The organism is Pseudofrankia coriaricola (assembly GCF_032027725.1).
In the GTDB taxonomy this organism is placed as follows: domain Bacteria; phylum Actinomycetota; class Actinomycetes; order Frankiales; family Frankiaceae; genus Pseudofrankia.
The window spans coordinates 1-20915 of record NZ_JASNFO010000106.1 but is presented as its reverse complement, the minus strand read 5'-3'; the positions used below and the strand labels follow the sequence as shown (position 1 = coordinate 20915).

20 protein-coding genes, 1 pseudogene and 1 other annotated feature are annotated in these 20915 nt (G+C 68.1%); of the genes and pseudogenes, 13 read left to right on the top strand and 8 right to left on the bottom strand.

Going from position 1 to position 20915, the window contains the following annotated elements; translation table 11 throughout:
• The first annotated feature begins 29 nt into the window (after nt 1–29).
• Together QOZ89_RS40255 and QOZ89_RS40250 are read left to right on the top strand one after the other, a co-directional pair.
• On the top strand, nt 30–1262 hold the full coding sequence (locus QOZ89_RS40255; RefSeq protein ID WP_071048136.1) for a cytochrome P450: 1233 nt from the start codon (nt 30–32) through the stop codon (nt 1260–1262).
• A 467-nt stretch (nt 1263–1729) separates the two neighbouring features.
• Nucleotides 1730–1897 carry a hypothetical protein gene (locus QOZ89_RS40250; protein ID WP_157910467.1) on the top strand — a complete coding sequence of 56 codons (168 nt, stop codon included), beginning with the start codon at nt 1730–1732 and terminating at the stop codon, nt 1895–1897.
• A 406-nt stretch (nt 1898–2303) separates the two neighbouring features.
• On the opposite strand, the gene QOZ89_RS40245 is transcribed toward QOZ89_RS40250, so the two are convergent.
• From QOZ89_RS40245 to QOZ89_RS40215, 7 genes are all read right to left on the bottom strand, one after another.
• Complete coding sequence (locus QOZ89_RS40245) at nt 2304–3593, bottom strand: ABC transporter substrate-binding protein (protein WP_071048135.1); 1290 nt, start codon at nt 3591–3593, stop codon at nt 2304–2306.
• A gap of 659 nt (nt 3594–4252) precedes the next feature.
• The gene (locus QOZ89_RS40240) at nt 4253–5254 is read right to left on the bottom strand and encodes an NAD-dependent epimerase/dehydratase family protein (protein ID WP_071048134.1); all 1002 of its coding nucleotides are present in this window, start codon (nt 5252–5254) and stop codon (nt 4253–4255) included.
• A gap of 13 nt (nt 5255–5267) precedes the next feature.
• Entirely contained in the window at nt 5268–6047 is a 780-nt protein-coding gene (locus QOZ89_RS40235) for an SDR family NAD(P)-dependent oxidoreductase (RefSeq protein WP_071048133.1), read from the bottom strand.
• A gap of 185 nt (nt 6048–6232) precedes the next feature.
• Nucleotides 6233–6985: an SDR family NAD(P)-dependent oxidoreductase gene (locus QOZ89_RS40230; protein ID WP_071048132.1), complete on the bottom strand. Its 753-nt coding sequence runs from the start codon at nt 6983–6985 to the stop codon at nt 6233–6235.
• Nucleotides 6986–7116: 131 nt separating this feature from the next.
• Complete coding sequence (locus tag QOZ89_RS40225) at nt 7117–7962, bottom strand: SDR family oxidoreductase (protein WP_071048131.1); 846 nt, start codon at nt 7960–7962, stop codon at nt 7117–7119.
• Between the two features lie 10 nt (nt 7963–7972).
• A complete protein-coding gene (locus QOZ89_RS40220; protein WP_071048130.1) occupies nt 7973–9145 on the bottom strand; it encodes a thiolase family protein in 1173 nt (390 codons plus the stop codon).
• Nucleotides 9142–9528, bottom strand: a complete 387-nt coding sequence (locus QOZ89_RS40215) for a Zn-ribbon domain-containing OB-fold protein (protein WP_241841638.1) — start codon at nt 9526–9528, stop codon at nt 9142–9144. Before QOZ89_RS40215 ends, QOZ89_RS40220 begins: the two co-directional genes overlap by 4 nt.
• Before the next feature lie 185 nt (nt 9529–9713).
• Between QOZ89_RS40215 and QOZ89_RS40210 the strand changes: the two genes are divergently transcribed.
• From QOZ89_RS40210 to QOZ89_RS40160, 11 genes and pseudogenes are all read left to right on the top strand, one after another.
• Nucleotides 9714–10223: a MarR family winged helix-turn-helix transcriptional regulator gene (locus QOZ89_RS40210; protein ID WP_241841637.1), complete on the top strand. Its 510-nt coding sequence runs from the start codon at nt 9714–9716 to the stop codon at nt 10221–10223.
• 219 nt (nt 10224–10442) lie between these two features.
• Nucleotides 10443–11744 (top strand): ABC transporter substrate-binding protein, encoded by a 1302-nt coding sequence (locus QOZ89_RS40205; protein WP_071048128.1) that lies wholly within the window; start codon nt 10443–10445, stop codon nt 11742–11744.
• Between the two features lie 254 nt (nt 11745–11998).
• Nucleotides 11999–12526: a nuclear transport factor 2 family protein gene (locus tag QOZ89_RS40200; protein WP_071048127.1), complete on the top strand. Its 528-nt coding sequence runs from the start codon at nt 11999–12001 to the stop codon at nt 12524–12526.
• A 107-nt stretch (nt 12527–12633) separates the two neighbouring features.
• A complete protein-coding gene (locus QOZ89_RS40195; RefSeq protein ID WP_083418435.1) occupies nt 12634–13224 on the top strand; it encodes an isochorismatase family protein in 591 nt (196 codons plus the stop codon).
• Nucleotides 13225–13515: 291 nt separating this feature from the next.
• Nucleotides 13516–14262 carry an SDR family NAD(P)-dependent oxidoreductase gene (locus QOZ89_RS40190; protein WP_071048126.1) on the top strand — a complete coding sequence of 249 codons (747 nt, stop codon included), beginning with the start codon at nt 13516–13518 and terminating at the stop codon, nt 14260–14262.
• Between the two features lie 33 nt (nt 14263–14295).
• Entirely contained in the window at nt 14296–15144 is an 849-nt protein-coding gene (locus QOZ89_RS40185) for a hypothetical protein (protein ID WP_071048125.1), read from the top strand.
• Between the two features lie 13 nt (nt 15145–15157).
• The gene (locus QOZ89_RS40180; protein WP_071048124.1) at nt 15158–15901 is read left to right on the top strand and encodes an SDR family NAD(P)-dependent oxidoreductase; all 744 of its coding nucleotides are present in this window, start codon (nt 15158–15160) and stop codon (nt 15899–15901) included.
• 137 nt (nt 15902–16038) lie between these two features.
• Complete coding sequence (locus tag QOZ89_RS40175) at nt 16039–16614, top strand: hypothetical protein (RefSeq protein WP_071048123.1); 576 nt, start codon at nt 16039–16041, stop codon at nt 16612–16614.
• 85 nt (nt 16615–16699) lie between these two features.
• Nucleotides 16700–17473 (top strand): alpha/beta fold hydrolase, encoded by a 774-nt coding sequence (locus QOZ89_RS40170; protein WP_241841636.1) that lies wholly within the window; start codon nt 16700–16702, stop codon nt 17471–17473.
• Between the two features lie 338 nt (nt 17474–17811).
• Nucleotides 17812–17976, top strand: a pseudogene (locus tag QOZ89_RS40165) (IS6 family transposase); the annotation flags it as partial.
• Nucleotides 17977–18080: 104 nt separating this feature from the next.
• Entirely contained in the window at nt 18081–18710 is a 630-nt protein-coding gene (locus QOZ89_RS40160; protein ID WP_071048121.1) for a hypothetical protein, read from the top strand.
• Between the two features lie 922 nt (nt 18711–19632).
• Here the strand turns inward: QOZ89_RS40160 and QOZ89_RS40155 are convergent.
• Nucleotides 19633–20891 (bottom strand): IS3 family transposase gene (locus tag QOZ89_RS40155; RefSeq protein WP_312629388.1). Its coding sequence is split into 2 segments (ribosomal slippage): nt 19633–20609 and nt 20609–20891, totalling 1260 coding nucleotides; the frame shifts between segments, so codons are not numbered across the junction.
• Nucleotides 20482–20610, bottom strand: a sequence feature (AL1L pseudoknot). It overlaps the preceding gene by 129 nt.
• Nucleotides 20892–20915: the final 24 nt, after the last annotated feature.

Genomic DNA, 20915 nt, shown 5'->3' with positions numbered 1-20915 from the left:
GGCAACACGTTCGACGAACGCGAGGTGACATGGACACAACGACATCGGATCCCGGCCCGATTGACGACGAGTGGGTGGAGCGGCATTTCGACCACCTGTCCCCGGCGCTCGCCCGTGAGTTACACCCCACGCTTGCCCGGGCCCGGTCGCTGTGCCCGGTCGCGCACAGCGACCAGTATGGTGGTTTCTGGGTCGCCACCCAGTACGAGGATGTGCTGCGCATCGCCCAGGACTGGCAGACGTTCAGCTCGGAGCTCGGCATCACCGTGCCGCACGTCGCCGCGCCGATGAAGAGCCTCCCGGTCGGGATCGACCCGCCGCTGCAGCGCACGTTCCGCCGCGTGATCAACCCCTATTTCCGGCCCTCGGTGGTCAGCGAGTGGGAGCAGCGGACCCGTGAGCTGGTGAACGGGCTCATCGACGGCTTCATCGCCGCCGGCGAGTGTGACTTCATGACGGAGTTCGCCCGGCCGCTTCCGGGGCTGGCGTTCTTCGACCTGGCGCTGCACGCGCCCACCGAGGACCTCGAGGAGGTCAACCACTACGCGACCATGGCGTCGCTGCCCCACCTGCCGGAGTCGAGGGAGTGCCTGGGCAAACTGTCCGCCTGGATCGGCAGGTTCATCGCCCGGCGGCGCGGGCAGCCGGCCCGCGGCGACGTGGTGGACGCCGTGATCAACGCCGAGATCGAGGGGCGGCCGATCACCGAGGAGGAGGCCATCGGGACCATCCAACTGCTGATCCTCGGCGGTCTCGAGACAACGGCCGGCGTGCTCGGGATGGCGATGCTCCGGTTCTGCAAGCATCCCGAGATCCCGGCATTGCTCCGCGCCCGGCCAGAGCTGATCCCGACAGCCGTCGAGGAGCTGCTGCGCCTCGACGGCTCGTTCATCTGCATCGCCCGCACCGCCAGGCACGACACTGAGCTGGCCGGCCACCAGATCAAGGCGGGCGAACGGGTCCTGCTCTACTGGGCCTCGGCCAACCGCGACGAGGCCGAATTCGACGACCCTGACGACTTCGACCTCGACCGCGCGCGAAACCGCCACATCGCCTTCGGCGCCGGGCCACACCGCTGCGCCGGCTCCAACCTTGCCCGTATGAACCTGCGCATCGCTCTGGACGAGATCGTCCGACGGCTCCACGACATCAGGCTACGGACGGGAACAGATATCGACTTCCACTCGACCTTCAACCGCGCGCCGCTGTCCGTGCCGATTTCTTTCACTCCCGGTGCTCCAGCACACGTCTCGTCCCCCTGAACTCACAGGTGCGCTGGTGAGGTCACGTCCGCTGAGCTGCCCGGGACCCGGCGGCTCAGCGGACGTTGGCGACGAGAAAGGCAGGGCGAGCGGTTCGCCCGGCCGGTGACCAGCGCCGTCTCGCATCGGCGACCTGGCGCCGTCCCCTGACGGCGACGCCCTGCGGCGGTCGACATCGACGCGACCCACGCCACGGTCGCTGGCGGCGCGTATGACATGCGTTTCGACGAGTTCGGCGGCAGGTCCGTCTGGCCAGGCGCAGAGAGGAGGCCGACCTATGGGGTTCGTCGGGGAACGGATGGCGAGGATCGAGGACCACCGGCTGTTGACGGGCCAGGGAAGGTTCGTCGACGCCGTGACGTGACCGCGCATGTTCCACGCCGTGTTCGCGAACTCGTCGCTGGTGAGGCGGTGTCTTTGGCCCGACGCTTCCCACGACGGGTGACCTGGCCTGGCATGGGATCCGGGTGGTGATCATCGCGCCTGGAGTCGTTGAGACGCCCCTGCTTGCCACCGTCTCTGAAGAGTACCGTGTGAGGCTGGCCGAGCTGGTATTGTTCCCGGCCTGGCTCGGGAACGCAGACGAGCGCGCCTGGCTCGTCTGCATTGCCGTCGAGCACGTCTACTTTGTGTGAGGGCCACTCCGAGGTCCAACGGTATCGTCGGCAACCGCCATCCGAGGCCCTCATGGAAGTCGTACCGCGTCCATATCTGCGGCTCGGGCACTCCCGCCGGAACATCTGCCCCGGCCCGCCGCAGCCCGGCGGGTGGTCGGGATGGAGGCGACCGGGTTCCTACCGGAAGCCGATCTTCTGGCCGCTCAGTGCTCCTCATATGAAGACGGCGCTGGTCCGCAAGACCAACGTGATGGCTGCGGAGTAGATCTGTCGACTGGTCGAGCACGGCCTAGTGCGGTCCAGTTTTCGTCCCGCCCGAGCCGATCCGCCAACTGCCCGACCTCACCCGCCACCGCACCGAGATCGTGCGAGGCAGCATCCGCTTCCGCCCCACCCAGACGATCATCGGCATGCAAGCCTCCGGTTAAGACTGTTGGTTGAGGGCGGCCATCTGCTGCGGGGTGATGACGTCTCCGCAGGTGGCCGCGGTGCTGGTCGGCTGGAACCTCGATCCGTCCGGGCTGACCTTGACGATGTAGTAGCAGGTGGAGGTCTGGCGGTAGTTGGTGGACAGGTCGATGTGGGTGTCGGGGGTCATGCCGGCGCCGTTGTAGTTCTTGACGGCGCGTAGGTCGGTGATGAAGGACTCTCTGGTCGGGCATTGTCCGGCGGCCTGCAGGCCGCGGATGAACAGGTCGGCCGAGATCCATCCGTTCACCGCCATGTCCTGGGTTGCCGGCTGGATCTCGGGGGCGTAGTCGCTCATCGCCTGCTTGAACTTCCGCTGCCCGGCGGTATCGAGCTCGAAAGGCTGGATGCCGGTGAAGATCGACGCGCCGGCGAGCGCGGGGCCGTACTTGGCGAGGCTGCTGTTGTCGTAGCCCAGGGGCAGCAGAACGACCTTGAGGGTACCGCCTAGGGTTACGCCAAGCTTGGTGAGTTCGGGGAGCAACTGCGCGACCGCGTCCGGTATTAGCACGCCCGTGAGGGCGTCGATGTTGTTTTCCTTGATCTGTTGCGCGACGGCCTGGAAGTTTGTGATCTGGCTGGTGTAGAACGTTTTGACGATCTTGACGTTGCTGGCTTTCAGACTCGCGACGACCTGCTGGGTGAAGTCCCCGTTGGTGGCGTTCCCGTCGAGGGCGAAGACGGCCGCACGGGTCCCGCCCTGCTCGTGGACGTACTCGCCCCAGGTGGTGCTGGAGCCATCCCCGAGGTAGAACCACGAGAACATGTTGTTCATCCCCAGCCAGACCCTGTCGCTGGCGACGCCCGTGACCGGGATGTTGCGCTCCTGTAGGAGCTCGGCAGAGCCCTTGCCGCCGCCGGGCGCGTAGATGAGCCCGAACACTTTCTCCTGGTCCAGGAGTTCCTGGACCATGCTCATGTTGAGCGTCGGGTCGGCTTGGTCGTCCCGCCAGGCATAGGTGACCTTGCGCCCGTAGACGCCGCCTTCCTGCTCGTTGAGGACGTGGAGACGGGCGTCCACGCCGGCCCGGAAGGCGCGCAATGCGGGCGCCACCGGGCCGGTGTCACTCCAGACCATGCCGGCCTTGACCTCGGTGGGCGTGACGCCGGGCACCGTCGTCGAGCACGCCCCGCCGGCGCTGGTGTCTCCCTGTCCGCCGCAGGCGGCGAGGGATGCGGCCAAGCTGCTGGTGCTGACCGCGAGCGCTGCCGCTCTCAGTAATCGCTTGCTGGTTGGCGACGTCATGCCACGGCTCCTTTGGCGTCATCGTGACGGCGCCTGCCCGGCTGGGTGAGCGTCCATCGCGCGGGGAGGGCCTCATGCCGACGCGGCGTCGTCCCGTGCCGAAGATGGCGAGTACGGCCGGACGGTGCGTCGTCCTGGATGCGGCTGGTTCTTCCTGCTGACCCCGGTGTATACAACACTAGCCAGCTCTCGTATACACCGGGGTCGTTCTGGGTCGCGGCACACGGACTCGCGTAGACCCACGATCAGGGCGGCAGGCCAAGCGGCGGTGGACGCCACTACGGCGCCGGACGCACCGTCGGTGACGTCGCGGGCAGGCGCAGTCATCCGCGGCGGCGATTCGCGTTGGCCAGCTGGGCGCTGATCGTGACGAGTTCGCCGAGGCTTACGAGGGCCCGGTCCCGAGCAGCATGCCGAGCCAGGAGTCATGGGCCGTTCGGCCCGGCCAGCGTCGGCCGACGACTGCATTGACGAGCCACGAAGGAGCTCTCGGTATCACAGCCGAGTCCCCTGAGGTCGCCGAACCGCAGGTCCGTGCGGCCCCGGCCACGGTCCTTGGCCGTCAGCAGGGTCGAATCGGGATGTTTCGGGCATTCCGTTCGCCGAGCCGTCGGTGGGCGACGCGCGGTTCGCCGCTGGACATGATTCTGGAGCTGGCCTCATCGGCTCGCTCCCCGGGTGATCTGAACTGTCTGTGCGTGGTTGAACTGGTCGTATGCGCGGATGCGGTCGATGTAGTCGCGCAGGCCGTCTTCGAGGGTGTACGCCGGCGCGAATCCGAGGTCCTCCCTGAGCCGCCGAGTGCTCATCGCGAGGTGCGCGTGTCCGGGCATCTCGGTCGCGGACAACGTGATCGGTACATCGGGCAGGACTTTCCGTAGAGCGCGGGCGAAGTCGCCGACCGATCGGCGTTCGGAACCGACGTTGTACAGGTGGTGCGGCGGGTGTTCCGCGGTGAGCGCGAGCCAGGTCGCCCGTGCCGCGTCTGCCGCGTAGAGCCAGTCGGCCATGGCGTCCTCGTGGGGGAGCACGATCGGTTTGCCCCGGGCCGCGTCCTCGACGCGTGCCATGTAGTGCACGTCGGGTGGCGGTGTCATGAGGCCGGAGTCGTACGACCCCCGCCATGCTCGCCCGAGTCCGTAGGTGGATCCGAACCGGAGGACGACCGTGTCGAGACCGAGGAACCGTGTGAAGTGCCGCGCGAGCGATTCTCCCCAGACCTTCGAGTCGCCGTAGATGTCGGCCGGCTCCGGGACGAGGTCCTCCGTGAGGATGTCCACGTTCGGCCTGCCGTAGGCCGCTACGGAGCTGCCGAAGAGGACCCGTTTCACGCCGGCGGCGCGGGCGGCTTCCAGCACGTTCGCCATGCCGAGGCTCTGGACGGCGACCCATGGCACCGCCTTGCCGGGAGCGGGGCCGCCGAGAACGAACGCGAAGTGCGCAACGTGGCTTACGTCGTAGCTCTCGATCGCGGTGCGCACGGTGTTCAGGTCGGTGACGTCGCCCTCGATCACGTTCACCCGGTCGAGGACATCGGCGATCCGTCCTCGATCGACGCGGTTGTCGAGGACGACGACGCGCTCCGAAGGCTGTGCCTGAACGATGTGTCTGGTGAGGTAGGAACCGAGGAAGCCCGTCCCGCCCGTGATCAGAGTCGCCATGTGGACGCAGCCCCTACCGCGCGCCGACCCATGGCTGGTGGGAGCCGAGGCCCCCGTCGACGACCAGCGTCTGGCCGGTCACGTAGCCGGCCTTGTCCGACGCCAGATAGACCGTCATGTGGGCGATATCGTCGGGCAGCCCGAGGCGCGGCGTGAGTGCGACACGCTCCATGAGGTCGAGCATGTCGGCCGGGATGTGCTCCCGGTAGCGCTCGGACCAGACGCAGCCGGGCGCGATCGCGTTACACCGGATTCCCTGTTTGCCGTAGGCGGTCGCCACCGTGAGGGTCAGCCCGATGACCGCCGCCTTGGAGGCGGAGTACGCGAAGAGCCGATCGTCGCCGCGAAAGGCGGCGGGCGACGTGAAGTTGATGATCGAGCCGCCGCCGGTTGCCAGCATCGCCGGGATCGCGTGCTTGCAGCCAAGCATCGGGCCGCGCGCGTTGACGGCCATGATCGCGTCCCAGGTCTCCACGGGCATCTCGGTGAGATCGCGATCCAGCCGGACGAGACCGATGGCGCCGGCGACGTTCACGAGTGCGTCCAGGCGGCCATATTCGCGCACACTGGTCCCGACCATGGCGACGATGTCGTCCTCCTCGCTGACGTCGCCGCCGTGGCCGACAGCCGTTCCCCCCGCTTTCACTATCCCGTCGACGACGCTCTCGACATCGGCCTCCGGAAGATCGGAGACGACGACGGCAGCACCCGCCTCCGCAAGGCGGCGCGCGCACACCGACCCGAGATTCCCGGCGCCGCCAGTGACTATCACGACCTTGCCCGCCAGCTCCAACGCACTCTCTCCTTCTGATGGCGCGACCGCTCCGATTCCTGCCGCGGCTGGTCGCTGGTGCCACGTCAGACAACGTTTAGCTCGGCCGTCGGGTCCAGGCAGCCCCGGCAGCGTTGCTGGGAACCACGTGGACGCGACGGCCGAGCATACGGGTCACGGGCACCGCCGCAACTCTTTTCGTGTGATCAGGCGAGCCGTGCTGACCAGCCGCCGTCGACCGGGAGGATCGCGCCACTTACGAAGGAGGCGCGATCGGAGGCGAAGAAGGCCACCACCTCGGCCTGCTCCGCGGACTCGCCCGGGCGGCCCAGAGCAGCCTTCCGGGCCAGAGGCTCGAGCTTCTCCGCGGGGATGCGTCTCGTCTGTTCCGTGTAGTTGAAGCCCGGCGCGACGACGTTCGCACGGATGCCACGGGCGCCGTATTCGACCGCGACCGACTTCGTCAGGTGGTTCACGGCCGCCTTCGACGCCCCGTATGCGGCGGGGGCCCGCTCCTCCGCGTTGAACGAACCGACCGAGGAGATGTTGACGATGGAGCCGCCGCCGTTCTCGATCATCACGGGAATGGTCTTCTGCATGCAGAGCAGGACACCGAAGAAGTTGACCTCCGTGTGGACCGCGTACTCCTCGCTGCTGAGGTAGTCGACGTCCCATTTGCGGCCGGCGACGGTCGCCGCATTGTTCACGAGGACGTCGATGCGTCCGAACCGTGCCACGGTGGCGTCGATCATGCGCGTGACGTCGTTCTCCGACGCGACATCGGCGTGAATGGGCAGGACACGATCCCCTAATTCGGATGCCACGTCCTTCTCCGCGCCGGTGATGTCCACCGCGGCAACGAGCGCGCCTTCGCGGACAAACACCTCCGCGCAGGCCTTGCCGATGCCACGGCCCGCCCCGGTGATGATCGCTACCTTGCCCTCGAGCAGACCCGTCATCAGAAAAATCCTCGCTGTCTGAACACTTCCTGGCGGCATTGCTGGCGTTGCGCCAGCCAGAGTGGTTTCGAGCGCTATCGAGCAGGACACCCCGGCATGCGGGGCGCTTTCCGTCGCCGGTGGTGGCGGCGCTAGGGCGTTGCGAAGAATGCGATGTCGTCCAGCAGGCGCTGCTGGCGGGCGAGCACTTGGTCCGCCATCTCGGTGTGCGTGATGATGTAGGCGCGGTTCGCGCGGATGCCCCGCACGACGTAGGGCCCGACGGCCTCATGCTGCAGCATGCCCGAGGGGATCATGTCGGGTGACATAGTGCGCCCGGCCATCGGGTCGGGCAGCGGCCCACCGAAACGCGCCGGGCGATGCCGAGCAGTGGTCGAACCCAGGTTGGTGACCACCGCGCCGGGGCAGAGCACCGACACCCCGATGCCCTCGGGCGCCACCTCCATCCGCAGCATTTCGCCGTACCCGACGATGGCGTGCTTCAGAGCGGTGTACACGCCGGTGTCCGTGCCCCCCGTCTCCGCCGCGGGCAGCGCCAACAGGCCGGACATCGATGAGGTGACGACGATGTGCGACCCGCCGTCGTGCCCGCGCAGCAGCGGCAGGAAGGCCCTGACCACGCGCACCGCCGACATGAGGTGGAACTCGATGAACCAGGCCCACAGGTTCTCGTCGGCGGTTGTCAGCGGAGCATTGGTATGGACGCCGACGGTGTGAATGAGCACGCGTACGCCACCCAGGTCCTCCGCGCGCGCCGTGAGCTTCGCCAACGAGGCCTCGTCGGTCGCGTCGACGTATGCGGCGGTCGCGTCACCGCCGCGGCGGATGATCTCGTCGCGGGTCGCCTCCGCAGTCTCGACGTCGATGTCGGCGACGAGGACTCGCATTCCCTCCGCGGCGAGCGCTAAGGCGGTCCCGCGCCCGATTCCGCTCCCGCCGCCGACAACCACCGCGCCGAGCCGGTCCAGTAAGTCCATGTGTACCGCCCTACCTGTCGTTGGTGAAGAGGAATGCCTGGGCGAGCGGCCCGCCGCCGCCGGTCACGAGGGCGATCTGGGTGTCGGTGACCTGGCGGGGGCCTGCTTGGTTGCGTAGTTGTAGGAAGGCTTCGTAGGCGTGGCCGAAGCCGAGGTAGCGGCCTTCGGAGAGCTGGCCGCCGGAGGTGTTGAGGGGCAGGTCGCCGTCGCGGGCGATGCGTGTGCCGCCTTCGATGAATGGTCCTGACTCGCCTCGGGCGCAGAAGCCGAGCGCTTCGAGCCAGTAGAGGACGAAGATGCTGAAGCCGTCGTAGAGGTAGGCGAGGTCGACGTCGGTGGGCCGCAGTGTGGTGCGTGACCATAGCTGGTCGGCGGCCTTCATGGCGGCCATGACGTCGAGGTCGGGCCAGAACTCCCAGCTGGATGTCATTGGCCGGCCGCCGCCGACGGCCTCGAAGAAGACAGGTCGCTCGGTGTCGTGTCGGTGGTCGGCGTGGGAGATGACGAAGGCGAACGCGCCGTCCGCGGGGACGTCGCAGTCGAGAAGGCATAGCGGGTTGCTGATCATTCGGGTCGTGAGGTAGTCGTCCAGGGTCATCGGGTCGCGGAAGATCGCGTCGGGGTTGTCGGCGGCGTTGCGGCGGTCGTTGAGGGCTACCCAGGCCAGCTGCTCCCGGGTGGTGCCGTAGCGGTCGAAGTGGTGGCGCGCCCAGAGGGCGGCGAGTTGTGCCGGCGAGCCGACCCCGTAGGTCGTCCGCCACGGCGCGGGCATCTGGGACATCACTGCCGGGCGGCGGCCGGTGCCCTGGGCGGTGGACTCGGTGACCGTGCGGTAGACGAGTACATGGCGGGCGAGCCCGGTGGCGACGGCGTGGGCGGCGATGCCGAGGATGCCGGTGACGTTGGCGCCGTCGCCGCAGCCCAGGATCCATGACAGGTCGAGGCGTAGGAGGCTGTGCAGGTCGCTGACGCGGGGGCCGCTGAAGCCGAACGGGACGGCCTGGTCTGGCCAGGAGGTCAGTCCGTCGATGTCGCGCGGGGTCAGGCCGGCGTCGGCGATGGCGGCGAGGCAGGCGTCGAGGGTGAGGTCGAGGGCCGGTCGGTTCAGTCGCCGGCCGGTCGCCGACCGTCCGATGCCGGAGACGATGGCCTGGCGCTCGACGGCCTGACGGTCGATGGTCATGCGACCGGCTGGAACAGGGGCACGAACACGTCTGTTCGCTGTTCGAAGATCACTTCGACCTCCATGCCGGTGTGGACCGCCTCGGGGTCGCAGCCCACCACGTTGGTCAGCAGATGCAGGTCGGGCTGCTCGGCGAGCACCACCCGGGCCACGACGTAGGGCGGCTCATAGCCGGGCACCCAGCCGCGGTGCGTCACCGTGTACGACGCGACCGTGGCCCGGCCCGAGACGGCCCGGGACGTGACCGACCGCGAGTAGCAGTGCGGGCAGACCGGCCCCGGCGGGTGGAACAGCCGGTGGCAGGCAGCGCAGGCGCGGATCAGGAGCCGTCCGTCCGCACCGCCCCGCCAGAAGTCCCTGCTGCCGTCGTCGACCAACGGCACAGGCCGGCTCTCGCCGGCCACCGGAGGGCGTGACTGTTCCGTCGGCTGCGTCACTCGGTCCAACGCCATGCCGCATTTGTATACAAGGAAGTGCCTCGTATACAAGTCCGAGCCTGAGCCCTTGACGGTCCCGGTGAGCCAGCATACGCTCGCTGCGCTTCGCAAGAACTTGTGATTGGAAGCCGGTGCGAGGGCGGCTCGACCACCCCGCACCGGCGCGGCGGGCCAGCGGGCCAGATCGGGGGTGCGCGACGGGAGCGGAGTTCGAACCGCGAGAGCACATCTCGTGGCTCATCAAGCAGGCCTTCCACTACACCCGGCGCGCCGCCGACGAGGCGATGCGCGCCCACGGCGTCACCTCTGCCCAGGGTGGCGTCCTGATCCGGCTCGCCCAACGCCCAGGGCTCTCGGCCGCCGACCTTGCCCGCCTGATGTTCATCACGCCGCAGGCGGCCCAGCAGACGCTCACCGCGCTGGAAGGCCTGGGTCTCGTCGAGCGAAGCGCCGACCCGAACAACGCCCGAATCCTCCGTGCCGTCCTGACGACGCGCGGCCTAGAGGTCGCGACCGGATGCCGCGCCGACGCCCTCGAGGTCGAGCAGCGGCTCCTCGGCGTCCTCGACGCCGACGAGCGAAAGGCCTTCACCGACTTTCTCCTGCGTTACATGTGCGACTCACCGCCCGCCGACGAGTAGGTCACGACGCACCCGCGGCAAGGATGACACGGGCGCGGGCCACTATGACCGCCACGGGGACGGATCCGCCGGTCGACCGGCGCGCGGAGGCGTCTGACCGGTCGTCGCCGGAATCATCCGTACCTCGATACTGCCTGCCGCGGCCCACCTTCGGCGAGCCATGCCTCACGCCCGCCGGGGCTTCTCCCGGCATTGCACATTCCTCAAGAAGGAGATCTGATGGAACAGACGACACGCCGCCCAGGCTCGGGCCGGGGCCGCCCGCCTCGGCGATTGGCGTTTGTCGCCGCGCTGACGGCCCTGGTCGTCACCTCCGCCGCGTGCGGCGGCGGTGACGACTCCGACGAAAAACCTTCGGCGGGCACCGCCCCGGCCGCGAACATCCTCGGCCCGGAGCGGCAGGCGACTGGCGCGCCGGTCAACATCGGCGTCATCAGCGACGGTGCTACCGCCGCCGACGACAACACCTTCGAACTGGACGTGGCCAAGGCGGTCGCGACCTATGTTGACGAGCATAAGGGTGGGATCGGCGGCCGGCCCATCAAGCTCTTCGTATGCCAGGCCAAGGGCGACCCGGGAACGGGCACCGACTGCGCCAACCAGATGGTCCAGAACAACGTCGTGGCCACCGCCATCGGCCAGTCCGCGGTCATCGCGAACATCTGGAAGCCGCTCCACGACGCCGGCATCCCGATGGTGCTCTACGGCTCCAGCGACCCGAACGTGCTAAGCGACCACGATACCGCCTTCACTCTCATCAACCCGGTGGCGCAGCTCGCCTCCCTGCCCATCAGCGTGGCCAAGAAGAACAACCTTTCCAAGGTTACCGTGGTGGTCGTGGACGTTCCGGCCGCGACGGCTTTCTACACCACCGTGGCGCCGGGAATCTTCGAGAAGGAGGGGATCAAGCTCGACGTCGTCAAGGTTCCCCTCGGCGCTCCGGACATCGCGCCACAGATGCAGCAGATCGTGTCCGGCGGCTCCACCGAGGTGCAAATCCTCGGCAACGACATGACGTGCATCCCGGCGATCAAGAACCTGCATCTCCTGGGCTTCACCGGGCCGATCTCGGTCATCAGCGCGTGCGTCACGGACGCCATGCGCAAGGCGCTTTCTGGTAAGGACATCAAGGGGGTCAGCGTGTCGGCGACCGCACCCATCGGTGCCGAGAAGGACCCCGGCTTCCAGCTTTACACCGCCATTCTCGACAAGTACCACAAGGGATCGGTGGGCACCGAGAACCCGACCTTCGGGATGGGCATGTTCACGGTGGTCATGGGTCTCCGGACCGCGCTCGAGGGAATCACCGGAGACATCACGCCCCAGACGGTCGCGGCGAAGATCAAGTCGATGCCGCTGACGGAGCTACCCGGCACCGGCGGACTGCACTTCCGGTGCAACGGCAAGGCGAGCACGTTGTCCCCGGCGGTCTGTGTGCGCGGCGGCCTGGTCACCAAGCTCGACGACAAGGGCCAGCCGACCACCTACGAGACAACGGAGGACACCCCGATCGAGGACTGATGGGCCAAGGCAACTGCCCAGCCCGCCCCGCCCGGCATCGTCTCGGCGCGGGGTGGGCCGGCCAGCCCCCGGCTCGGGCCAGCACGCCGGGCGATTGAACGGCACATGTGACCCTCATTCAGTTCAAAAGTAAGTGCTCACCTCTCAGCGTTCCGCTCTGGAGCGGTGCGGCCGCCGCGCGACCCCTTGCGGGGTGCCAGCGCGCGCCCTCACCAGCCCTGGTTCGCCTCTAGCTGATCGGAGGCCACCCATCCATGACGACGTCCCGGGCCGACATCGAGGCGACCGCCGTCCAGCAGCTGCTGGACAAGCAGGCGATCCGCGAGGCGACCCTGCGCTACTGCAGAGGCGTGGACCGGGCCGACCCCGAGCTCATCAGCTCGGCATACCACCCGGACGCGGTCGACGAACACGGCGAGGCCCGGTTCACCGGCGAGACGGTCGGCCAGGGCATCGCCGACCTGGCGAGCTCGGCACGGGTCTCGTCGAACCAGCTCACCAATCAGCTGATCACCCTGCACGGCGATGGCACGGCGGCCTGCGAGACGTACTACACCGTCTGGCGCACCGTCGAGGTCGCCGGCGAGGAAGGCGTGCTCGTGGCCGCGGGCCGCTACCTCGACCGCTTCGAGCGCCGCGCGGGCGAATGGCGCATCGCCCACCGGCTGGTGGTCGTCGACCTGACCCATCTGCTCCCGCCGGCGGGCCCGGCGCTGTCATCGAGGCCTCCGCTCGGCCGGCGCGACCGGACCGACCCGTCCTACGCCCTGCTTTCGCCCTGACCCGCCGGCCGCGTAGTGCCGCGCGGCGGGCTCTTGCGCATCTCAACCATCGTGTATACAAATGATGCAAGTCATGGCTTGTATACAACTGCTCGGGAAGGGAGCTCATGACGCTGGCCAGCGTTCCGACGGCGCCCTCGACCGCGTTCGTTGCCCTGGACTTCGTGAACTTCATCGTCGAGCGCTTCAGCCGCAACCCAGCCGTCGTCGACCGGGCGGCGTACGCGGTCGGGCTGGCCCGCCGGGCGGGCGTGCCCGTCTTCCACGTGGTGCCGGCGCCGATGCGCGACGACATCCACCCGGCGCTGGCGCCCGCCGCGGGGGAGCCGGTCCTGGGGAAGACGACCATCGGGGCCTTCGGTACCACCGACCTGCGTGACCGGCTCCAGGACGCGGGGGTCGGCCAGCTCATCGTCGCGGGCATCGCGACCTCCGGGACGGTGCTGTCCACCTCCCGGTGGGCCTTCGACGTCGGCTACCAGGTAACCGTCTGCTCCGACGCCTGCGACGACCCGGATCCCGACGCCCACGCCGCGCTCGTCGACGCGAGCGTCTTCCCGTCCAGCTGGGTCGGACTGTGGCGGATCGCCACCGTGGCACCGGCCGCCGAGATCGCCGCGCTGCACCCGGACGGCGTGGCGGGAACGCCGGCCACACCGTCCATCAGTGCGCATGCCCAGAGAGGCACGCTCGCATGATGACGCAGGCGCAGCGAGAGACCGCCCATGAGCGGGTGCGCCGCGAGCCCTGGGGCCGCCCGGGGCTTGAGCTGCGCATCAGAAGCGTCATCACATGGCCGTTCTGCAGACCCAGTCGCAGAACGACGAACCGGACATTCACGTCAATAACGCCCTGAGCCTGGGGGCACGTCCGAGCAGGTCGCCGAGGCGATCACCCGCCGGTATCTATGCCGGCGGGTCGGGCTGGCACAACGCCATGAACGTCGCCCGGTACGTGTTGCTCCAACACGGTGTCATCGGAGGTAACTGATGGGATCCCTGGACGGCAAGGCCGCTGTGATCACGGGCGCCGGCCGCGGCATCGGCAAGGCCTGCGTCGAGGTTTTCGTACGCGAGGGGGCCAAGGTGCTGGCCGTCGACGTCAGCGGCGAGGAGAAGGACGTCGCCGCCGCGTTGGGCCCGGCGGTGGTGCCCTTTCACGCGGACCTGACCCGCGAGGACGACGTCGTCGCCGCGTTCGACACCGCGGCGATGGCGTTCGGCCGGGTGGACGCGTTGGTGAACGTGGCCGGCACTCCCGGCAGCCGGCCGGTTGAGTACCTCGACGCCGACCACTACGAGGCGATGACCTCGGTCAACCTGCGCGGCGTGCTCCTCGCCACCAGGCACGCGGTCCGGGCCATGCTCACCACGGGCGGCGGCTCGATCGTCACCGTCGCGTCCGTCGCCGGCACGATGAACATCGAGGCGCGCACCCCTGTCGTGTACATGGCGGCGAAGGCCGGTGCCCACGTGATCACGAAGTCGGTCGCCGTCGAGTACGGGCCGAAGGGCATCCGGGCGAACACGGTCGCGCCGGGGTTCACGCTCACGGAGACGACGGGCCGGGCGCCGGCGGAGACGATCGCGGCGATGTCGGCCAAGGCGACGCTCGGCCGGGCGGCCACCGCCGTCGACCAGGCCGAAATGATCGCGTTCCTTTCCTCTGACCGTGCCGCGTTCGTCAATGGCGTGCTCATCCCTGTCGACGGCGGCTGGTCCGCCCGCATGGTCTGACGCGCGTTCGCATCGAAGAAGGGAAGTCCTCTCATGCCAGTGACCGTCTTTGCCGGCGCCCCGTCGGACACCGTGGCGCCGGGGGTCACGCGCTCGCGGCTCGAGCCGGGCGGCGCGGCCGGCCCTGGCGGCGTCGTGCGCGACTCGGACCAGATCGGCGGCGGCGCGTGGAGCCAGATGTGGTCGCTCGGCCGTCCGGAGGACCCGTGGCGCATGCTGATCCCCGACATCCGGATGGCGGCCAACCAGATCTGGCCGCTGCACTGGCACGACTGCTGGACCGTCGTTGTCGTGCTTGACGGCGGCCTGCTCATGGGCGACTGGTGGATGGAACGCGGTGACGTGCTCCTCGCCGCGCCGGGCGTCGAGTACGGGCCACTGGTGAACGGGCCACGCGGCAGCGAGCTGTTGGAGATCTTCGCTCAGGACGTCCTGTCGCCCGGTGGCTATGGCGAGGAGTACCGCGACCATCCCACCCTGAAGTACGTGAAGGGTCTGGAGACCACGGCCTTCTTCTCACGGCCGCCGAGGTTGGTGGAGAACGGGCGTCGCCAGGTCGTCCCGATTGACGAGACGACCGGCCTGTGGAAGGGACGTCTGGACGGTAAGGCCTACTGGGACCTCGGCGACCGGGACAACCCGGAGCGCGGGGTCGCCTTCGACGTGAAGCTGGCCGCTGGCGCGACCCGTCCCGGTATATCGGTCGGTGACTGGCGAGGCGTGCTCGTCTTCGACGGCTCCGCGACCGTCGGCGACACGGAGCTGGCCACGGGCGACGTGCTGCTCGTCGAGCCGGACGCCAAGCTTCCCGACCTCACCGCCGGGCCTGGCGGCGTCCACCTGCTAGAGCTCGCGCGCACCGCCGCCGCGCTGGCTCGGTAAGCGAGGGATATCCATGAGCCGAGTCGCGGTCGTGACGGGTGGCGCCTCCGGGATGGGCCTGTCGATCTGCGAGCAGCTCGCGCGACGCGGAGACCGCGTGGCCGTGCTCGACGTGAACGAGGACGCGGCGGCCCGCGCCGCCGAGAAGCTGAGGGCAACCGGCGCCGCCGCCACGGCATGCGCCGTGGACGTGGCCGACCGGGCATCGGTCGACAAGGCCCTGGCTCAGGTGCGCAATGAACTTGGGCCTCTCGAGATCATGGTCACCTCCGCGGCGATCGCTCCGTTCGCTCCGTTCGCCGAGCTCACGCTGCAGGCGTGGGAGCGGGTGCTCGCCGTGAACCTCACCGGCACGTTCCACTGCTTACAGGCCGCCATCCCCGACATGGCCGCCGCCGGCTGGGGCCGCCTCGTCACAATCGCGTCATCTGCCGCGCAGATCGCCACCCCGAACCACGCGCACTACGCCGCGTCCAAGGGCGGCGTCGTCACGCTGACCCGGGCGGTCGCCCTCGAATACGCGCGGCAGGGAATCACAGCCAACGTCATCGCGCCCCATATGATCGACACGCCGATGTTCCGCCAGTCCCGCGCCGAGGTCGGCGACCCGACGGGCGACGGCGGCGCTAGCCGCATCCCGCTGGGCCGGCTCGGTAACGGTGACGACATCGCCGCTTCCTGCCTGTACCTGGTTTCCGACGAGGCCGACTACATCACCGGGCAGGTGTTCGGCGTCAATGGCGGCGCCATTCCGTGACGGCGGCATCGTCCCGCCAGGACGGCGCCAGGGTCGGATCCGGCCCAGACCGGCCCAGCACGCTAGGACGGTGGTCCGTGAGACGGGCCGCCATCTCACATCCTGATCGCTCCGTACCCCGGGAAGGCCACAAGACCATGGAAGCCACCGCCCCGAGCATCAGCTACTTCCTCAACCACGCCGAACTGCTGCACCGGCCCGGCGAACGCGAGCTCGCCGTCCTGCTTTTCGAGACGCTCGGCTGCGCCGTCCTCGACATCACCAAGGACTTCGGGGCAAGCTCCACCTACCTGGGCGTCTTCGGGCCAACGGGGGAGCGGGACTCGCTCAACAACGTCCTCTACCTGTCCGAGATGCGTGGGCAGCGCTCGCGACTCGGCGAGCTCCTCGAGAGCCGGGCGCGCGACGACGACGAGCTACGCGCCGAACTCAAGCAGAACGACGCCGATCGCCAGCGGCCCGGCGCCACCGCGCACTTCGGCCTGCGCTATGCCAGCTACGAGGAGCTCGACGCGGTGGTCGACCGCCTGCAGAACCAGCTTCCCGCCGAGCTCGCCGGCCGCGTCACCCTGTATCCACCCTTCGAGGTCGGTCTGCGGGCGCTTGACACAGAGGTCCGTCAGGTCTTCGTCTTCACCGACGTCATCGGCCCCGGCTTCTTCCCGTTCGGCCAGCTCATCGAGCTCCAGGCGCACCGCCCGCTGCTCGACTGAAGCGGTGCGCCCGGCCGCGACGCTTCACGACAGGCCGCGGCCGGGTGTCCGGCGGGAGCGTTCGCTGAGCCTATTCCGTCTCACAATGGAGGCACACTTGCGGTTTGTGTTGGTTCACGGCGGGTTCCATGGTGCCTGGTGCTGGGGACGTACGATTCCCGAGCTCGAGCGTCTCGGACACGGGGCGATCGCGGTCGACGTCCCGGGTCATGGCGAGCGCGTGCACGAAGAAGCAACGATGGAAAACCGGCTCGAAGCCGTCGTCTCCGTTCTCGAGCCGAACGACGTGCTCGTGGGCCACTCCGGTGGCGGCTTCGAGATCACGCGTGCCGCCGATGCCAGACCGGAGCTCGTGAGCCACGTCATCTACCTGGCGGCGGCGCTGCCGGTCGAAGGACGATCCGGGCCGGACTCCAACGCGATGAAGGAGGACGGGACGGTACAACGAGATCTGGATGTGACCGGAATGCTCGGGCATCTACGTTTCGACGACGACGGTTCGATGTCGTTCGCGGACTTCCAGGGAGCGTGGGACTTCTTCTACCACGACTGCGACGAGGAAACGGCCCGATGGGCATTCGAACGTCTCACGCCCGAGAAGCTCGGTGACATCTCCTCGGTCCCGATGTCGGTCCCGACGTTCTGGGCGGCCGGGTTGCCGCGAAGCTTCATCCTCTGTCTCCAGGACCGCTCCCAGCCACGGTGGCTGGCGGACCTCGTGGCGAGGCGCCTCGGTGTGGAGCCGCTGACGATCGACGCGTCGCACTCGCCGTTCCTCAGCCGGCCAGCGGAGTTGGCGGAGCTCCTGGTCCACGCCACGACGACCAAGCCAGTCGGGTCGCTACGTCCTGTACCTTGACAGTTCATCGGGTCCGCCGCGTGGATCGTGGCGCCAGCAGGACCGGCGGACAACTCGGAGCGGCCGCGCCGTGCGAACGCCACTCCGAGGTCCGACCGAGTCGTCGGCAACCGCGCCCCCGAGAACCCTGACCGAAGTCGCGTCGCGTCCATATCCCAGATTCGGGAACTGACGCCCACGACGGCCGACTCGCGCGGCGTACCCATTCCTGTGAACGCGCGTCGGGAAAGGCGCAGTTTTCGTGGTCCGATTCGCCTGTACACGGAATTCAGCCCAGGGAGGCCACGCGGAAAAGGACCCGCCACCAGCGGGCACCTCGCCGCGCGGTCGACCCTACCCTGCGGTTCGCGTTGTTGTCCCGGGATGTCGAGGAGCTGCTGGCCGAACGCGGCCTTGACGTCGGCCATGTGAGGATCTTCCATCGGGTGCAGCGGTTCACATCGCTGCTGATCGACGCCGCCCGCTCTGGGCGTTGTTCCGTGGCTCGAACAGGTGACCGGTGGCGACCGCGTAGCCAGGTGATCTGCCATCGGCTAGGGCGCGCAGTGATCATCATCCTGCCGGAATCGTGCGTGGCAGAGTCGGTGTCGTGGATCTTTCGAGTGAGGTGGCGGGGCCGTTTCGGTGGGACCTGGTGACGCCGGACCAGCTTGGTTCGTTGCTGGCCGGGGTGGCGGCGCCGGATCTGTGGTTCCTCGACGCGCTGGTCGGGTGCGCGGGGAAGGTGGTGGCACGTAGCGGCGGCGGGGATCTGGTGTTCGTCGGCCGGTCGTTCGACTCGATGTTCGACTTTCTCGGTGGGGCGTTCGCCGGCCTGCCGGAGCCGCGATGGCTGGGCCGGTTGCCGTTGTCGTTCGCGCGGACCTCGTGGGCCGGTGGCCGGTGGGTGACGCGTGCGCTGACGGCCGATGACCTGGCCCGGGCCCGGGGTTTTCTGTCCGTGCTCGGGGTCACGCCGGACTCGTTGGCCCGGCGCAGCCGGCCCGTCACTTTTGTGGATATGGTCTGGGAGGGATCGACGTTCACCTACGTCTTCGAGCTGGTGCGTGGCTGGGTTGCCGACGAGCGGGGTTCGTGGGCGGTGGTCCGGCGCAGGCTGCGGTTTGTCGGGGTGACGATGCGGACGAAGACGTGGCGTTGGCAGCGGCACGCGTCTCAACCATGGCTGAGGACGCTGACGGGAGCCGGCCGGTCTACGACGCATCGCACCCAATCCGAACTACATCCCCCTGGGTAGTTGACGCGATGCTAGACCTGTATGAGAACGGACAATTTGAGGTTTCCGTCGTACGCGCCGGCGAACGGACACCCTGTACGTTGACCTGGAGGTTCCACAAGGACAAGTCACACTCGATAACGGTGAGCGGGCCATTCGGAACGATAGAAGGCGCGGGAAGTGATCTCTTCGGGGCGTTGAATGTGATCAGAAGATTGCTTGAGGCTCAGGGCTGGTTTATCGCGGTGCAGGGGGCTCGCAGAAATACGTGGGCATCCGGAATGCTCCGAGACATGATCGGTGCTCGGCACGTGTATGTGCTGGCGCTGGGGCGAGACATACGCACTCGGGAGGACCGTGTCGATATCTTTGCTGAAGCGGAGCCGGACCAGTTGGCGACCGTCGAGGAACAGCGACAGCACTATCGGGAGTAGCAGGAAAGCGTTTGGCGCGGATAGATCTCCCCGCCGTCGGCGGCGATGTGAACGCGCTCAACCACGTGCCGCGCAGAGCTACAATACCGCTGCGAGAGACCGTACTTGATTTCCGTTGAGTGCTCCACTCTGTGGTATGGTGATTCGCAGGTATTCCTGAAGGCAGCATGAGGCCAACCTGAGGATCGGGATGATGGCGGGATGCCCAATTTCGATATGGCGCTCCGGCGGCTGGTGGACCGGCGGGACCTGATGCTCAGGAGCTGCCCCGGCGTTGGCCAGTCAGGGGACTGTCTGATCGCGGGCTCTGTTCCGCTTTCCTACTGGTCCCAGGAGACGGGTTCCGCGGGCAGCGGTTCAACGCTCATGGCGGACTGCTCAACCCCAGCATCATCAGTTGAGAAGAAGTTGATGTTGGCGCCGCAAGGCGTGTGCGTAGTGTCCGAGTCTCCCCCGGACTTGGACCCCCACAAGGTTGTCAAGCGCCGGGTTTGGTGGAGACTGAGTTGTCACGCGCCGGCGAGCTGCCGGGCGTCCTGCTGGTCTGTCTGGCTGGCCGCCCAGGCAGCCTCGTGCTCGGTGGGTGGGACCAGACCGATCTCGCCGTGTAGCCGGCGGTGGTTGTACCAGTCGATGTACTCCGCGACCGCGATCTCGAGATCGGAGTGGCCGGTCCACGGCCCTCTGCTACGGATCAGTTCGGCCTTGAACAGCGAGTTGAACGCCTCGGCCATCGCGTTGTCGTAGGAATCACCGGCGGAACCGACCGAAGCGACCGCGTCGACCTCGCCGAGCGTCTCGGTGTACTTGATCGAGATATATTGCGAGCCCCTGTCAGAATGGTGGATGAGCTTCGCCAGGTCGGCGCCGGCGCGCCGGCGGGTCCAGACCGCCATGTTCAGCGCGTCGATCGCCAACTCCTTGTAGAGGTTTCTGGAAAGCTGCCAGCCGACGATTCTTCGGGAGAAGACGTCGAGGACGAACGCCGCGTAGACCCAGCCGGAAAACGTGCGGATGTAGGTGATGTCAGCGACCCACAGCCTGTTCGGCGCCGGGGCAACGAACTTCCGTCTGACCAGGTCAGGCCGGGTGTCCGGCCCCTGGGCACGCACCGTCGTCCGCGGCGCCCGCAGCCGGGAGACGCCCCGCAGGCCGGCGTGGCGCATGAGACGGGCCACCGTGCAGCGGGCAATGTGGCGACCGCCGACCCCGCCCTCACGGGCCAGCTGCGCATAGACCTTCCGCACACCGTAGACACCGTAGTTATCAGTGTGTACCCGTTCTATCTCCTTCAAGGTCTCGGTATCGGTAGCCGCCCGTCGCGACGGCGACCGTTTCTTCGAGGTGTAGTAGGTACTCGGGGCGATCTGGATACCGGCATCCTTCAGCACGGCACAGATCGGCTCGACCCCGAACCGTTCCTTGTGCCCGTCGATATAGTCGATGACTACCGGCGCGGGCGGTCGAGCTCCGCCGCGAAGAAAGCCGACGCCGACTTCAGAATCTCGTTCGCCCGCCGCAACTCCCGGTTCTCCCGCTCCAACTGCGCCAGCCGCTCGGCCACCTCACTCGGCACACCCGGCCGCGTGCCCGCGTCGACCTCGGCCTTCGCGACCCACACCCGCAGCGTCTCCGGTGAGATCCCCAGCTGCGCGCCGATCCGCTGACACGCGCCCTTCGCGCTCGTCCCCGACTCGGCCCTGGCGTCCAGCACCAGCCGGATCGCCCGTTCCCGCAGCTCATCGGGGTACTTCCTCGGCGCACCCATGTCGTCCGCTTCCTCCTGGTTTGA